Annotated in this window: 13 protein-coding genes; 1 reads left to right on the plus strand and 12 read right to left on the minus strand. The window is 56.2% G+C overall.

Annotation, left to right across the window (positions count from 1 at the left end; all coding sequences use genetic code 11):
• A complete protein-coding gene (locus tag Q4T40_15125) occupies positions 1-801 on the minus strand; it encodes a methyltetrahydrofolate cobalamin methyltransferase (GenBank protein ID MDT8902580.1) in 801 nt (266 codons plus the stop codon).
• A gap of 267 nt (positions 802-1068) precedes the next feature.
• On the opposite strand from Q4T40_15125, the gene Q4T40_15130 reads away from it, so the two are divergent.
• Complete coding sequence (locus Q4T40_15130) at positions 1069-2481, plus strand: sigma 54-interacting transcriptional regulator (GenBank protein ID MDT8902581.1); 1413 nt, start codon at positions 1069-1071, stop codon at positions 2479-2481.
• A 165-nt stretch (positions 2482-2646) separates the two neighbouring features.
• Here the strand turns inward: Q4T40_15130 and Q4T40_15135 are convergent, their stop codons facing one another.
• From Q4T40_15135 to Q4T40_15185, 11 genes are all read right to left on the minus strand, one after another.
• Positions 2647-4071, minus strand: a complete 1425-nt coding sequence (locus Q4T40_15135; GenBank protein ID MDT8902582.1) for an S-layer homology domain-containing protein — start codon at positions 4069-4071, stop codon at positions 2647-2649.
• Between the two features lie 109 nt (positions 4072-4180).
• Entirely contained in the window at positions 4181-5473 is a 1293-nt protein-coding gene (locus Q4T40_15140) for an MFS transporter (GenBank protein ID MDT8902583.1), read from the minus strand.
• 54 nt (positions 5474-5527) lie between these two features.
• On the minus strand, positions 5528-5818 hold the full coding sequence (locus Q4T40_15145; protein ID MDT8902584.1) for a ferredoxin family protein: 291 nt from the start codon (positions 5816-5818) through the stop codon (positions 5528-5530).
• Positions 5815-7098 carry an FAD-dependent oxidoreductase gene (locus tag Q4T40_15150; protein ID MDT8902585.1) on the minus strand — a complete coding sequence of 428 codons (1284 nt, stop codon included), beginning with the start codon at positions 7096-7098 and terminating at the stop codon, positions 5815-5817. The genes Q4T40_15145 and Q4T40_15150 overlap by 4 nt, the downstream gene beginning before the upstream one ends.
• Before the next feature lie 41 nt (positions 7099-7139).
• Entirely contained in the window at positions 7140-8066 is a 927-nt protein-coding gene (locus Q4T40_15155) for an electron transfer flavoprotein subunit alpha/FixB family protein (protein ID MDT8902586.1), read from the minus strand.
• 17 nt (positions 8067-8083) lie between these two features.
• Positions 8084-8863 (minus strand): electron transfer flavoprotein subunit beta/FixA family protein, encoded by a 780-nt coding sequence (locus Q4T40_15160; protein ID MDT8902587.1) that lies wholly within the window; start codon positions 8861-8863, stop codon positions 8084-8086.
• 24 nt (positions 8864-8887) lie between these two features.
• Positions 8888-10027 carry an acyl-CoA dehydrogenase family protein gene (locus Q4T40_15165; protein MDT8902588.1) on the minus strand — a complete coding sequence of 380 codons (1140 nt, stop codon included), beginning with the start codon at positions 10025-10027 and terminating at the stop codon, positions 8888-8890.
• Between the two features lie 31 nt (positions 10028-10058).
• On the minus strand, positions 10059-11201 hold the full coding sequence (locus Q4T40_15170; protein ID MDT8902589.1) for an acyl-CoA dehydrogenase family protein: 1143 nt from the start codon (positions 11199-11201) through the stop codon (positions 10059-10061).
• Positions 11202-11206: 5 nt separating this feature from the next.
• Positions 11207-12781: an acyl CoA:acetate/3-ketoacid CoA transferase gene (locus tag Q4T40_15175; GenBank protein ID MDT8902590.1), complete on the minus strand. Its 1575-nt coding sequence runs from the start codon at positions 12779-12781 to the stop codon at positions 11207-11209.
• 390 nt (positions 12782-13171) lie between these two features.
• A complete protein-coding gene (locus tag Q4T40_15180; GenBank protein ID MDT8902591.1) occupies positions 13172-14356 on the minus strand; it encodes a CoA transferase in 1185 nt (394 codons plus the stop codon).
• 203 nt (positions 14357-14559) lie between these two features.
• Positions 14560-16143: an AbgT family transporter gene (locus Q4T40_15185; protein MDT8902592.1), complete on the minus strand. Its 1584-nt coding sequence runs from the start codon at positions 16141-16143 to the stop codon at positions 14560-14562.
• Between the last annotated feature and the right edge of the window lie 18 nt (positions 16144-16161).

Here is a 16161-nt window from a genome sequence, read left to right on the forward strand (position 1 = left end):
CTATTCGTACAAGCCCTTGCGGTGTGCTTTGAGAAATTGGGTGCAATATTTGTCCTGCCCGAGAAGCGCCCGGGACGCGTACACCAGTCCCATCATGGCCTTGTCGGTCGGGTTGAGTATATAGCCGTCCATCCCCGCCGTCATCGTCTGGACGACGAACAGGCGATTCAACACCGCGCGATTGGGCAGACCGTAAGAAATATTGCTTAACCCGCAGGTGAAATGCACCGCGGGAAACCGTTCTTTTATCAATCTGATCGCGTCGAGAACTTCCCGGCCGTGTTTGTCGTTGGTACTCAGAGGCTTGATCAGCGGATCGAGATAAATGTCGTCCTGCGCGACGCCGTCTTTTTCGAGAGCCTCGACCAGGTTTGTGGCGATCCGCAGCCGATCTTCGGCCGTAGCCGGCATCCCCGCATCTTCGATACATAAAGCGACAATCTTCGCCGCGAATTCTTTTACCAGAGGAATCACGGCGTTATACCGTTTTTCCTCGGCGCTGATGGAATTCACCATCGGCTTATAACCCGGTTTCAACAGGCTGAGCCCAGTTCGCAGGGCGGCCTCGTCAGGGCTGTCGATGCACAGCGGCGTGTCAACCGCCTGCTGAACGGTGTCGACCAGCCACGACATTATTTCGATCTCCTGCCCGACCATATTCCCGCAGTTTACATCAAGGTAATTGGCGCCGGCGGCCGCCTGTTGGCAGGCAACTTCCTGAATATACCCGGCGTTGCGCGTTTCCACTGCTTCCCTGATTGCTTTGCGGCTTGTGTTGATGAGTTCTCCGATGATTAGCATTCAATCCCTCCTTTATAGTAGAGCAGCGACGTTGCCGGGTAAAAGGTTTCCAGAGATGTTAGTGCCAGACCCGGCGAAAATGATATCGTTTTCTGGAATTTCCACCCCCATTCAGTTGCCATTCGCGAGCCTCCCGGCGGTATCTTTTTTGCATCAATCAACTGGCAGGAAAATATCGGCAGGAAAAATCGCCAAGGAGGTATAATTATTTATTGTATTTTTAGAACCTTCTTTCTTTTCTCGATGCAGGCAAGAGGAGTTGACGAAATGAGTAACATTGAGAGACAGAAAAAGGATAATTCCTTAAATATTAAAAACCTTTCCCTTTTGTTCGAAAAGTTTCCCAACCCCATCTTTGTAACCGATGTAAAGGGAAATATCCTGATTTCCAATTCGACTGCAGCTATGACCATGGGAATAACCCTGGATCAATTTCTAAAATCAAATGTTAACGATCTGGTCCATAAAAATTACTACGACAAGTCGTACACGTTGGAAGCGGCGGAGAAGAAGCGTCCTATTCGCGGCCCGCTGACGACCGCTTTGGGCATTACCATGATATCGTCGAGCACGCCGGTGCTCGATGATGACGGCGAAGTGATCCTGGTGCTCACGACCGGCTATCCCAAAGGGATCAACCCCAAAATTGCCGACAGCGATGAACGGGGGTTTACGTCAAGACGCAAGCGGGAAATTGAATATCTGCGCAGTCGCGTCTTCGACAAAACCGAGGTTGTCGCCGAAAGCCCTTTAATGAGGCAGGTCCTCCTCATGGCCCACAAGATTGCCCAGACCGACAGTTCCGTGCTGTTGACGGGAGAGTCGGGTTCCGGCAAGGAAGTGCTGGCCAAGTATATCCACCGCCATAGCAAAAGATCGCTTGAAGCGTTTCTCGCCGTCAATTGCGCAGCATTCCCGGAGCCTCTGGTCGAATCGGAATTGTTCGGCTACGAAAAGGGCGCTTTCACCGGCGCCAGAGCCGACGGAAAAATGGGCTTGTTTGAAGCTGCGCATCGCGGCACTTTATTTCTGGACGAGATTGCCGAACTGCCCCTTGCCCTGCAGTCCAAACTGCTCCGCGTGCTGGAAACGGGCGAAGTCCGGCGAATAGGGAGCAATGTAGGCCGCAGGATCGATTTCCGCCTGATCGCCGCCACCAATAAGAATCTTGAGCATATGACCGAGCAGGGAACCTTCCGTAAAGACCTTTATTACCGGCTGAGCGTCATCCCGGTACAAATACCGTCGCTGAGGGATCGCCCGGAGGACATTGTCGCCCTTGCGGCCAAATTTTTAGCCGACTTTAACAAAAAATACGATGCCGATGTCGAGCTCGATGCCAATACCCTGGAAATCTTTAAGAAACAAAGCTGGCCGGGAAACGTGCGCGAGCTTAGAAATTTGATCGAGCGCAAAGTCATCTGCAGTTTGCACGATTATCCGGAGGACTGTCTTCAATCCGCGGCAACCGTCGATACGCAAGAGCAGCGCCAGGGTGATATCTTCAAATATTTCGGCCTCAGCGGCACGCTGCGGGAAGTATTGTCAAAGGTCGAAAAGAAATATATCGATAGTGTTCTTGAAGCCTGCGGCGGGCGGATCGGCGAAGCCGCCAACCGTCTGGGCATCTACCGGACGGTCCTTTACCGGAAGCTCAAGGCTTTCGAGCAAAAGGAATAGCCCTGTAAATCGTCGTTTTTGATGCATCCGCCTTTTGCCCATCTTAGCCATAGAACGCTAGCCGGCAGGCCGACAGCGGAAGTATTCGACAGGAGCCCGGAATTCCGGGCTCCTGTCGATTTCCCGGAAAAACCCATCCCCCGCCCGGAACGCGGCGGGACTTTTTTAGAAGTAGTAGTCGAGCTTGGTCATGAAGGTGGTGTCAAGCCGGTTGCCGGTCAGAGACGGCGTGAGCGCCCGGTCCTTGACTTTGAAATCCTGCCACTCGAAGGACAGGATGACGTTCTTGTCGATTACCGTCTGGTATACCAGGTAGAGGGCCGTCAAGTTGTCGGTGCCGCGAAGGTACGGGCTGAATACCGGGCCGGGATATGCTACACCCGTGGTATCGAAGCCGCCGGCGCCACTCGGCAGTGCGCCCGCCATAGCGCTGCGGTAAATGATCGCCCAAGCGGCGTCATTTACCTTCTTCCGGTTAACCAGCTGGTAGGACGTGGGGTAATAGGCCATCGTCGCTCCCGGACCTGTGCCGTTGCTCAACTGGACCGACCAGGCACGCGGACTGGTCGGCAGGTTGCTGGTCGCGCCGTTAAGCTTGGAACCGACGAAATCGCCCAGCAGCGTCAGGCCGTTATCGATCTTCCACTTTACGGATATGTCATAACCGTTGGAGCTTCTGAAGTTTCCGGATTCGGCGATCATCGTGGCGCCAGCACCAAGGCCGCCGGTGCCAGGGATAGAGGCCCAGTAGTAGCCGGTGCCCAAACTGAATTTGTCGCTCACTTTGAAGGTCAGGTCGGCGGTGGTAATCTGATTGGCGCTGCCGGTGCCGGCAGAGCTCTTGATGTTGCCGGTGAAGGCGGTGAGTTTCGTGTTCGGGGTTATGGTCCGGTACAAGGTGAGTCCGTCTACCGCCATCGGTTTGCCGAGCAGGCCTTTGCCGATGAAATCGAGCGGTGTCCGGCCCAGCCGGATTTTATCGAACCCAAGCGCGTCTTTGTGGCTGATGTTGAAGATATCGAAGTAAGCGGTAGAACCAAACGACGTGTCGGTGTCGCCGATTTTGTTGCTATAGTTGGTCGTGAGACGACCTTCGATGCTGGTCTTCTCGTTGATCGTCCCGGCGAATTTCAGCCGGATCCGAAAATCAGTCGAATCAGCCCCATGCAGTTTCTGGCCATTGGGGTATTTGGGGCTGTTGCTCAGCCAACGAAACCGGCTGTCGCCGCCGAGCAGCCAGGTGTTGGTTTTGGCTTCCACCTTGGCCATACGGGCGCCCATGCGGTTGAGCTCGCCGGCGAACTCGGCCGCCAGCTGGTCGATGAGCTTTTTCTGGGCTTCGTTGGCTTTGTCGAAGCGGTCGATGGCCTTTACGGTGGCAATGGCGAACTCGTAGCGGTTCATGAGCTTGTCGCCGCGGAAGGTGCCGTCGCCGTAGCCTTCGATTATTCCGGCCTTGGCCAGCTTGGCTACCGCGTCATAGGCCCAGTGCTTGGCAGGTACGTCGGTGAAGGTCTGGGCGGCAAACGCGGTGGTCGAGAGCGCGAAGGTAAATAGGGCGATAAGAACGATTGTCCACAATTTCCTCACGTTTTTCCCTCCTGATGTAGAGTAACGGCTGTTTTCCATGCTAGCTGATCTTCCGGCCCGGCATCCCCCCTATTCGCATATGCTCCCCGTGCCCTAGTGTCCAAGTTTCCTAGGCTTTGACGCTGGGAGCGCTTTCGCTGGCGCTGGGCGCTTTAGGCATGGTGGTGAATATTAACAGGACGATACCGAGTACGCCCATAGCCACATTGAGATAAAAGGCTTCGTTGTAGCCTTTGAATACGTCGAACAGCCTGCCGCCGACAAGGCCGGCGCCGGATACGAGGACGGCGCTGATAGCCAGTAGGTTGCCGTTGAGTTTGGGGAAGGCAGCCGGGCCGAAGAAATGGCCGAGCATAGTCTGCTGGGCGACGAAACACCAGCCGAACCCGGCGCCGTAGCACGCGGCGGCTATGTAAACCAGCATGAGGGTCGACGGACTGGCCTTGATAGCCAGGAAGGAGCCGACAAAGTAGCAGCATAACCCAAGCATCATGACGAAGCGGGCGGGGATCCGGTCCATCAGCCAGCCGCTGATGAGCCGGCCTGCGATGCCGCCCATGGTGAAGATGCCCATGGCAAAGGCGGCGTCGGCGGGATTGACGCCTTTGCCGCGAAGGTGCATAATCCAGTGGGCGGTGAAGAAAAAGAAGGGCCATTGACTACAGGCCGCCGCCAGAACAGTAAACCAGTAGGCAGCGGTTTTGTATGCCTCGGCCGGTGTCCAGGCGTACTTGGTGTAGAGCGGGTTGGCGGCCGCCGCCGCTTTTTCGGCTTCGGTCGCTTCCCGGCCGTCGGGTATCTGGCCGTAGTCCTGCGGCCGTTCCTTGATGAACATGAAAGCGATTATTCCGGCGATGACACAGGCGCCGGTAACGCAAAGCCAGGCCAGACGCCAGTTGCCGCCGGTAGCTGCGATGAACTTGTTTATGGCCGGCGAGGCGATGAAGCCGGCAAAGCCAGAAGCGGTCATGGCGATAGCCATCGCCCGGCCGCGATACCTGACGAACCAGCGGGTAACCGTGGTCGCCAGCGGCAGCATCGTGCCCATGGCCATGCCAAAGCCATTCAGGACACCGAAACCGATAAGGTAGTGCCAGGGCTGGGTGGCCACCTGAGACAGCCATACGGTACCAATCACCAGAACCACCGCGCCCATGGCGAAGGTTTTTCTGATTCCGTATTTCAGGACCGCCATTCCGGCGGGGATAGCGCCCAGACCGACGAATAGGTTGGTCAGCGAGAAGCCCGCGCCATAAGTCATACGGTCCATCGGGATATCTTTGATCATGAACGAATTTATGACGGCTCCGCCGTATAGCGGGAAACCCAGATTGATGAGATAGATAACCCATAACACAGCGACCATGTACCAACCGTAGAATTTCTGCTCGTTGTTACCCATTTGCAGCCTCCTTTTTTGTCCTAAACGTCAGGATACTCAACCGGAAGCACTCGGTTAACCGTACCTGAAGGCGACCCCGAAAGTCCCCCGCGGGTAATTCCAGCTCGTTATGCCTTTGTTCTTGCACATAACCCGGCAGGTACCGCACTCCAGGCATCCCGCATAGTCGAAGTTGATCTCCCCTCCCTTCAGGGTGTAGAGTACGGCCGGACAGACCACCAGGCACGGCTTTTCTTGACATTTGGCGCATATCGATTTGTCGAGAACGATATGCGGATGGCCTTCGTCGACGGCGAATTTGTTGAGCCCCAGGAGCTCCTCGGCGCTTTGCCTCTTGATCGTCATATCGCTCTAAACCCCTTCCAGCCGTCGGCGAGTATTTGGCCCACCGTCACATGCCGGCGCATGATGCCGAACATCGCAGAGGTCATCTTTTCCGGAACGCTGCCGTCGACGGTAAACATGAGTTTCAACGCATCGTTGGCGAGCGCCGGATATTCGCTGAAAACGCGGGGTATCTCCATGATTTTGTGCCAGCCGGCAAACAGCCTCATGTTTGGCATGAGCGATAGTTGCTCCAGTTGCTTTGCGTAAAGGGGCCCTACGGCGGACACTTCCTCGGCCGCGATAACGGCGTTGGCCGCAGCCAAGCCGCTGACGATCGCCAAATCGATGCCTCTGATAATGAACCCGGTGTTGATGCCGAAACCGGCAGCGTCGCCTACCAGTAAGAGGCCGTCGCGGTAGAGGCTTTTCGGCATGGCGCTCAGGCCGACCTCGGGCACCAAATGGGCGCCGTATTCCACCGTTGTCCCGCCTTCAATGAGCGGCAGGATTGCCGGGTGCATCTTGAAGTCCTGGAGGATTTCATGAATCTTTTTGCCGTTTCGGCCAGCCTGTTCGGGATTGAAGACGATCCCTAAAGAAACGCTCCCTTTGTTGGTATAGATGAATGCGCCGCCGGAGATGCCTTCCGTGCAGCCGACGGCGAGCCGTGCCGCCCCCTCGTCGCCGCAAAGGTTAAACCGCGCTCCGATGATGTCGTCGGGTAATTCGATGATTTCCTTGATGCCGACACCGACCTGGTGCGGCGTGATATCGCCGAGAAGCCCCGCTTTTTGCCCGATCAGCGAATTCACGCCATCGGCGGCGATGACAACATCGGCGTACATTTCGTCTTCACCGGCTTTAATGCCGACGATTTTGCCGTTTTCCTCGATGAGCTCGTCAACCAGAATACCGGTCGCCACCATCGCTCCCTGAGCCTCGGCTTCAGCCGCGAACCATTCGTCGAAGGGAGCCCTTAAGACGGTGTAGGACTGAGGCACTTCGCCGCCAAAGTCGTAGTCGGCGTAATCCATTGTCACGGCCCCGTTTTTGCCCAGCATCATGATTTGCTCGCGGACTACCTTGCGCTGCAGCGGCGCCCTGGCGTACAGTCCTGGCTCGACCATCTCCAGAGCATAGGTGTAAAGTCGTCCGCCGGTGACATTCTTGCTGCCGGCGGATACGCCCCGCTCAACGAGCAGGACGCTTTTTCCTTCCCTGGCCATCACATACGCGCAGGCTGAGCCTGCTGGCCCGGCCCCGATTATTATCGCGTCAAATTTATCATCGGCGGACATGTTTGCTGTTCCCCTTTTTTAGCAGTTGCCTTACGGCGCTGCTATTTTTTGAAAGCTGCCGTCAATAGCGGAGCTACTTCGTAAAGATCGCCGACAATGCCGTAGTCGGCCGCTTCGAAGATAGGCGCCTTTTCGTTCGAGTCGACCGCCACGATGATCTTCGAATCCCGGATACCGGCGACGTGCTGAACCTGGCCGGATACGCCCAGACTAAGGTAGACTTCGGGTTTGACCTTCTGGCCGGAGATACCGATGTAGCGCTCTACCGGCAGCCAGTGATAGTCTTCGGCGATACCCCGGGTGCAGCCGATTTCCGCCGTGAGAGCTTTTGCCAGATCCTCCGCCAAGGCCAGGTCTTCTTTTTGGGACAGGCCGCGGCCTACGCATACTATCCGGGCGGCTGCCGCGATATCTACGCCCTGGCGCTCTATCGGGCAAAGGTCGCTGACTTTCACCCGCGGATCGCCGTCGGCCGTGTCGAGCGAAATGATCTGGCCTTGACCGCCGGCAGCCGTCGCTTTGTCGAAGGTGCGGGGAGCGACAGTGACAACAGCCGGCAGGACAGTAGCCTCGCTGGCCACAGCCAGGCCGCCGTATTTGAGACGGGTTGTCTGCAGTTTGTCGTCGACAATTTCGATCGTCTGCGCTTCGGTTACCAGCCCGGCATCCAGGCCGTCGGCGACTTTCGCGGCGATATCCTTGCCACGGGCAGTGCCGCCTATGAGGATAACCGCGGCAAGGTCCTTGGCCGCCAGTTCGGCGATCGGCTGAGCGTAGCCTTCGGGCCAGTCGCGGCCTTTTAGCAGGATGACTTTATCGGCGCCGGCGGCGGCCAGAGCGGCCGCGTCTTCTTCCGCAAGGGCGACCGCGCAGAGCGGCTGATTCATGGTTGCCTTAAGTCCAAGGCCGGCGGTGAGGAGTTCCAGGGCAGTGGCGTTGTTTTCTGAGAAGATGAGAATTCCCGACATGTTAAGGCTCCTTTCCTCTAGCACACGCCTTCTTTGGCAAGTGCGGCGACAAGTTTGGCGACGTTATCTGCCTGCGCTGGCTCTTTGAAGAGGATGTTTTTGCGGTTCATGACAAAGCCCTTGACCGTCATACTGACTGTCTTGGGGGTAAGCTGCGCGGGGGTGAGGCCTAGGTCGGCGATTTTTATCTCTTCCGAGGGCTTCTTGGCAGCGGCTAGCACCTGCTTGAGACTGGGAATCCGCGGCTTGTTTATTTCCGGTACAACGCTCACTACCGCGGGGCCGTCGATTGTCACGACCTCGGTGCAGTCTCCCAGCTTGCGGGTGGCGACGATGCGGCCGTCTTCAAGCTTGAGGGACTGAACAAATGTGATCGCCGGAAGGCCGAGTCTGGCCGCCATGCGTGGCGCTACCTGCTGGTTGTAGGCGTCGGAGCTGCCTTCGCCGCAGATGATCAGGTCGTAGGGACCCTTTGTGCGGGCGGCGGCGGCAAGAACGCCGGCGGTAACATGGCCGTCGGCCTTGTCGGCGGCCGGGTCGGCAAGGTAGTATACTTTATCCGGCCCGCGGGAAAGGAGATCTTTGAGCGACTGCTTCACGGCGGGGCCGCCGAAAGTTATGGCGTCAATCGTCGCTCCCTGGCTCTCCTGCAGTTGTACGGCTTCTTCGATGGCGTTTTTGTCATAGTCGCTTATTTTATATTTGGCCCGGCTGAAGTCGAGCGAGGCATCGGCGGCATTAACCCTGATATCTTGTTCGTCCAGCACCCATTTGTAGCAGACAAGTATTTTCGGCATTGTTTTCTCCTTTCGATAGAGCGTTTAGGCCAAAACTTCGGCGACAATCGCTTTTTCCGGGAATTCGGCCGAGCTATTTTTGAGAATTACTCCCTGGACGTCGCGGTAAAAGCGGGAGGCTACCATTTCTTCGCTGTAGCCGTAGCCCCCTTCGATTTGGATGACGTCGATCAGGGCGCTTTTACCGATCCGGTTGGCAAACAGCCGGATGATGGCGGATTCCACGGCAAACGGCTCGCCCTTATCTACGAGGTCGGCGGCATGGTATACCGCCAGCCTGGTCAGGTGAATATTGGCGGCCATGTCGGCCAGCATGCCCTGAATGGCCGGAAAGCTGGAAATCGGCCGGCCAAATTGGATACGCTGCTTGCTGTACTTGGCGGCATCTTCCATGGCGGCCTGAGCGATACCGACGACGATCGCTCCATCGGCAACGCCGGTTGTCGCCTGGATTTCGGCCAGCATGGCCGCGCCTGCGCCCTCGCCGCCCAAAAGGCTGGCAGCGGAAACTTTGACGTTGTCAAAAACCAGTTCGGCCCACTGGCAGCCTCTGAGGCCCATTTTGCCGATAAGCCGGTTTACCTTGAGCCCCGCCGTTTTGGCGTCGACGATGAAGGCGCTGAGTCCTTTCGCGCCCGCCCCGGGATCGGTAACGGCGAACACTATGTAGACGCCAGCGGCGCCGCCGTTGGCGACATAGGTTTTCTTGCCATTCAGCAGGTATGTGTCGCCTTCGCGGACGGCCACCAGTTTGTCAGCGCCGGCGCCGAGGGCGGCTCCGGGTTCAAGATCGGCCAGGCCGCCAAGGACGTCGCCTTTTGCCAGGGGCGTCAGCCAGTTTTTTTTCTGGGAGTCGCTGCCCCACCGGCTGACGGCGTAAGCTGCGGCCGAAGCGTGGCTAACCAGGATGGCGGCGACAGCGCCGCTTACCTTGGCGAGTTCCTCGACCGTAAGAATGTAGCTCAGGTATCCCGCCTCTGAACCGCCGTATTCGCCAGGCAGATACAGGCCGAGAAAATCGTGTTCAGCCATTTTTTGAATGACTTCCCCCGGAAAAACGCCGGTAGCATCGGATTCAGCCACCGACGGCACGACGTACTCCTGGGCGAATTCCCGCGCCGTCTGCTGAATGAGCAGTTGTTCTTCCGTTAATGTGTAGCTCATGCGTTAACCCCCTATCTTCATCTCGCCGGGCCTAGTCTTTCAGGATAATTCCCGAAATGACGAGGCGTTGGATTTGGTTAGTGCCTTCGTAAATCTGCTGTATTTTGGCGTCGCGCACGAGTTTTTCCACCACCGAGTCTTGCGAGTACCCATACGCTCCCATGATTTCCATGGCATCCGCGGCCACCCGCATGCCGGTGTCGGTGGCGAAGGTCTTGGCCATGGCCGCTTCTTTGGTGTAGGGCAACCCGCTGTCTTTCAGCCGCAGGCAGTTGCGAACAAGCTGCTTGGCCGCCTCGGTCTGAATGGCCATATCGGCCAGTTTGAAAGCGATGCTCTGGTTGGCGGCCAACGGTTTGCCGTTAACGTCCAGGTGGCTTTTGGCGAATTTGATGGCTTCGTCGAGGGCGCGCCGGGCTATGCCAACGCCCTGGGAGGCCACCATCGGCCGGGCCATGTCGAGGGTTTTCATGGCAATTTTCATGCCTTCTCCCTCTTTACCCAGAAGATGGTTTTTGGGAATACGGACGTTTTTCAGGAGCAGTTCGACGGTGTTAGAGCTGCGGATGCCCAACTTATGCTCTACCGCGCCGACGGTCAGGCCCGGGCGTTCCTGCTCAACGATGAAGGCGCTCAGGCCTTTGACGCCAAGCGACGGGTCGGTACTCGCGAAGATAATCATGATGTTGGCATAACCGCAGCTTGTGGCAAAGCACTTCGTGCCGTTTAGCACCCATTCGTCGCCCTCCAGCTTGGCGGTGGTAGCCACGGCGCCGGCGTCCGAACCGGCCCCCGGCTCGGTCAGGGCAAAGCCTCCCAAGCCCCCGGCAACGATGCGGCTGAAATAGAGCTTTTTCTGTTCCTCGGTACCGGCAATGAGCAAAGGATAGCAACTAAGGCCGTTGCCGCCGAGGGTGGTGGCAAAAGCGGCGCAGCCATAAGCCCATTCCTCGACGATCGCCGCTTGTGATACCGAATCGTAACCCGCCCCGCCGTATTCGGTGGGCACGGCGTTGCAGATCAGACCGGCTTTTTTGGCTTCCTCAACAATAAACAGAGGAAATTCGCCGCTACGGTCGTATTCGGCCGCGACCGGGATGATGTGCTTGGCGGTGAATTCCCGCGCCAGCAGTTGCAATCTTTGCTGCTCCGGTGTCAACGATTTGTCTGCCATATCCATCAACCTTTCATTTTGGCTTCGATAAGCGGTTTCAGTCCGCCCCATTTGGGTTGGAAGATGCCGGCCGGCATCGTTTTCAGGTTGGGGGAAATACGCGGTTTGAAGTCCATCAGGGCCAACACGTCTTTTTCAAGGTCGATCCCGGGGGCGATTTCCACAAGGGTCATCTCGCCATTTTCCAGCGTAAATACGGCCCGTTCAGTCACATAAACAACCGGTTGACCAACTTTGACCGCATATTTGCCGCTGAAGGTGACTTGCTCGACCTGGGGAACAAATTTTTTGTTTTTGCCTTCTTTGACGATGACCAGTTGGCCGTCTTTGGCGGCAACCTCAAGCCCGCCGGCGGTAAAGGTGCCGCAGTACACGACTTTCTTGGAGGTTTGCGTTATGTTGATGAAGCCGCCGCAGCCGACGACGCGGCCCTTAAATTTACTGACATTGACGTTGCCGGACGTATCTGTCTGGGCAAGGCCGAGGAAGGCCACGTCGATGCCGCCGCCGTCGTAATAATCGAACTGGGCGTGATGCTCGACCACGGCCTCGACGTTATACGAATGGCCGAAGTTGGGCAAACTGGCCGGAACGCCCCCGATGCCCCCCACCTCGGTAGTCATTGTCATTGTGTCGCTGACGCCTTCTTCGGCGGCAATAGCGGCAACGTCGCTGGGGATGCCGACCCCGAGGTTCACTACGGCGCCGGGGGAAAGCTCCATGGCCGCCCGCCGGGCGATGATTTTGCGGTCATCCAGCGGCAGTTCGGGGATGCTGTCGAGCGGCACCTTGATGTCGCCGGAGAAAGCCGGGTTGAAGTACAGTCCCTCAGTCTGCCAGCAGCTTTCCTGTTTGGTGGCGATCACGATATGATCTACCAGTATGCCGGGCACACGTACAGCCTTGGGATGCAGCGTGCCGGCCTTGGCGAGATACTCGGCCTGCACAATAACGATGCCGCCGCTGTTCTTGACCGCCTGAGCCACCGGCAACGCTTCAACCAGCGGGCCTTCCTTATCCATCGTCAGATTGCCGTTTTCATCCACGGTAGTGCCGCGAATCAGCGCGACATTGATCGGGAAGGTCGGGTAAAACAGCCACTCCGCCCCTTCGAATTCCACAACCTTATTGATAGGCTCGGTGGTCATGGTGTTCATTTTCCCGCCATCCAGCCGTGGATCAACGAAAGTTCCCAACCCCACTTTAGTGAAAAGTCCGGGACGCTTGGCGGCTATTTCGCGGAAAAGATGAAGAATCGAGCCCTGCGGCAAACAATATGCTTCGATCTTGTTCTCAGCTACCAGACGCGACATATTGGCCGAGGAACCTATATGAGCACCGATCCACCGTTTGACCAGCCCTTCCTTGCCAAGTCTTGTGGTGCCGCGCTCTTTCCAGTCGCCGATGGCTGACGCATGCATAATAGTTATGTTTTTGGGCTGTCCGGTCTCAAGAAAACGTTTCTCAATGGCCTGCGCCACCTCTTCAGCCCAGCCCGCCAGACCAAAGCCAGTAGCCGCAACCGTCGCCCCATCCTTGATCAAGGCCGCAGCCTGGTCAGCGGTAATAAGTTTTGTCATAACAGAATCCTCCTTCGCAACATCCGGATTATATGTATATACAACGCAACTTTTATGCCAGCTAAAAAAAAAAGGCCCCCGTAGGCCGTCCAACCTAGCAGTGCCTGAGACTCGCATTTTTACCCGTCATAATTTTGTACCTTTTTCGTAACATTCAGATAAGTTTTGCTGGGATTTTGTACCGTTTATGGTACAATCTTCTGCGACTAGTCGAGCCAAACCCGATTTATGCCCCTTCCCCACGCGTCGGTTGCGGGTGTTTCATCAGCAACGAAAAAACCGGGGATGTACCATAAACGGTTCATCCCCGGTTTTTCATGCACGACGGTATAAATCTTAACAAGAATGGCGATCCCAATTTGTATTGAGCAAGGCTGACAATCCCACCGCTTATATTACTTTCCTGAACCGGAGGTCGTGTATCCGGTCCGGGGTCATTCCCAACAGTTCATGCAGCACCTCTTCGGTATGCTGGCCGAGTAGCGGTGCGGGCCGCTCCACCTCTCCCGGAGTTTCGGAAAGCTTTATCGGCACTCCGGGCATTTTCAGGCGACCGGCCACCGGATGCTCTATCTCGACGATCATTTCCCTGGCCTGGACCTGCGGGTCAGTTATCGCGCGGTCGACGGTGTTGATCGGCCCGCAGGGGATGCCTGCACCATCCAGGGTTTCGATCCATTCGTCCACGGATTTGGTGGGAAACACTTCATCCAATACCGTCTTCAGTTGCTTCTGGTTATTGGTTCTGCAAGCATTAGTACTGAACCGCTCATCGGCAATAAGGTCTTCCCGCTTAATCAGCCGGCAAAAAGCCGCCCACAACCGATCATTGCCGATAGCGATAATAACATGGCCGTCTTTCGCGCGGAAGGCTTCAAACGGGGTTATGGACGGGTGGCGATTGCCGATCGGCTTGGGCACTGTTCCGGAAACCAGATATCTGGAGATGGCGTTTTCCAAGATCGCTATCTGGCAATCCAGCATTGCCACATCTACCTTTTGGCCCCGGCCGGTTATCATGCGACTGTATAACGCCATTAAAATGCCGTTGACGGTAAACAGTCCCGCGGCGATATCGCCAATTGACGCTCCCACCCGCGTTGGTTCGCCGCCTTCCTGGCCGGTAACGCTCATTAGGCCGCCCAAGCCTTGTACGATCACGTCATAAGCCGGTTTTTCCATATACGGGCCGCTGTGCCCGAACCCGGAACAGGCGGCGTATATAATCCGGGGGTTGACCGCGCGCAAAGCATCGTAGCCTAAACCGAACCTCTCCATCGTCCCCGGCCGGTAGTTTTCAAGCACAACATCGGCCTTCTTCGCCATCTCTTTAAACAGGTCTCGCGCTTCCGACGATTTCAGGTTCAATGTCACGGAGCGTTTTCCCCGGTTCAAGCTCATAAAATAAGCGCTTTCCTTGCCGACGAACGGCCCGAACGCTCTTGAATCGTCGCCTGTATCCGGAGCTTCAATTTTTATGACATCGGCCCCGAAATCAGCAAGCATCATTGACGTATAAGGCCCCGCCAAGACCCGGGTCAAATCCAGAACGCGAATCCCTTCAAGCGGCTTCATTTGCAAAACCTCCTGGCAGTGTATCAACAAATTCGGGCAAGGTATCATTTTCGTCTACTGCATCGTTCCGGCAACGACCGCCGGCGTGCGTATCGCCCAGAGACGCCTTTTTGAGCAAAAGCGTCTCTGGGCGAATACGCGGCAAACCGTCTAACCGTTAGCCTCTTCCCTGCGGAAAAACCTTATGTCTCCGGTCTTCCGCATTACATCCAAAGGCTGACCCCGGGCCCCAGCGGAATGTTAAACACCATGAAGACGACGAGCAGCAATGTTAACATAACCAGGAAAGCCAACCCGTAAGGCAGCGTCATCGATATTACGTTGCCTAGGCCGATCTCCTCGCCCTCTTGCTTGTACTGTTCCATTATCGCCAGCACTATGGGGATAAAGTAGTTTATGGGGGTGATGGGATTGGTGCACGTATCCCCTATCCTAAAGGCTACCTGGGTCAAGGCTGGAGAGAAGCCGACCTGGGCGAACATCGGCACGAAAATGGGCGCCAGGATCATCCACTTGGACGAACCGCTGGTGAGGAACAAATTCAGGAAAGCCACCAGAATGACAAATGCGACTGCCAGCGGCACACCGGTGAAGTTCATCGCCTTGAGAAATTCCGCCCCGTTGACGGACAGAATTACGGCCAGTTTGCTGGCGGAGAAAAAGTAAATAAAGAACGCCGCCGGAAAGGCCACCACGAAATACGACAGGGACGACTTGAGCCCGCCGGCCATGTATTTGGGGACATCCCGGTGGTTTTTGATCGACCCGGACCCTATTCCATAACCTGTCCCCACGAAAATAAAGAGGAAAAAGAGGATAGCTACGACGCCGTCAACCAGGGGGGAATGCGGCAAAAAGCCGCCGGCCGCGTTGCGCAATATGCCGTTTCCAGGAACAACGCCGATTAGGAGCAATACCAGAAAGGCCGCGAAGTACCACAAAGACATCTTCAGCCCTTTTATCTCCGCGGGCGTTACGCGCCCTACATCCATTCCGCTGGCATCCACCTTGCCTTTGGGATTTACGTACATGGGCATGACATACTCGGTGACAACGGTGATTACGGTCGCTATTATCAAGGTTGCCGGCACCATGTAAAAATAGTTGATCAGCGGATGTATCGGCGCCGTTATACCCATGCTCTTGGCCGCGGAAGCCGTAATGCCGGACAGCAGGGCATCGTCGCCGGTAACCAGCAGATTGGCGGTAAAGCCGCCATGCCCGGCAACATAACCGACGATCGCGCCCAGGATGGCGTTTCTTCCTAAGGAGGCGAAAAGCGCTGCGCCAAGGGTTGTCGAAATAATGATACCGGCATTACCGGAAATGTTGGCGCAGATTCCGACCAGCGCCAGCATAAAGGTGATCATGAAGGGCGGCGCACCCATCAGCGTCTTTTTCATGAAAGCGTCAAAGAAGCCCGTATCCTGAACATAGCCTATACCCAGCATTAGTACCATAACAATGCCCAATGGCGGGAAAGTAATATAGGTTTTTATGAAATCACGGAGAAACTCCTGGAAAAACCCCGCGTCCAAAAGGTTTCGCACTGCAACCGTGGTCATTTTCGGGGCTCCCCCCCCTTTGGCGGCAGCCATATACGTTACCGAGGTGCCAGCCGCGTGGAGAAGGTAGGAAAGCACCAGCACGACCACCGCAAAGATCACGAAGAGGAGAAACGGGTCGGGGAGTTTGTTTCCCGCTGTTTCAACGAACTTGAGGAAATTTTTCATTCTTTCCGCTGAAGCCTTCTTACCGATAGAACTGTCCCCGCGCTTAACTTCCATGAATTTACCTCCTTACAT

It is taken from the genome of Selenomonadales bacterium 4137-cl (assembly GCA_032334055.1).
GTDB lineage: Bacteria > Bacillota > Negativicutes > Sporomusales > UBA7701 > Anaeroselena > Anaeroselena agilis.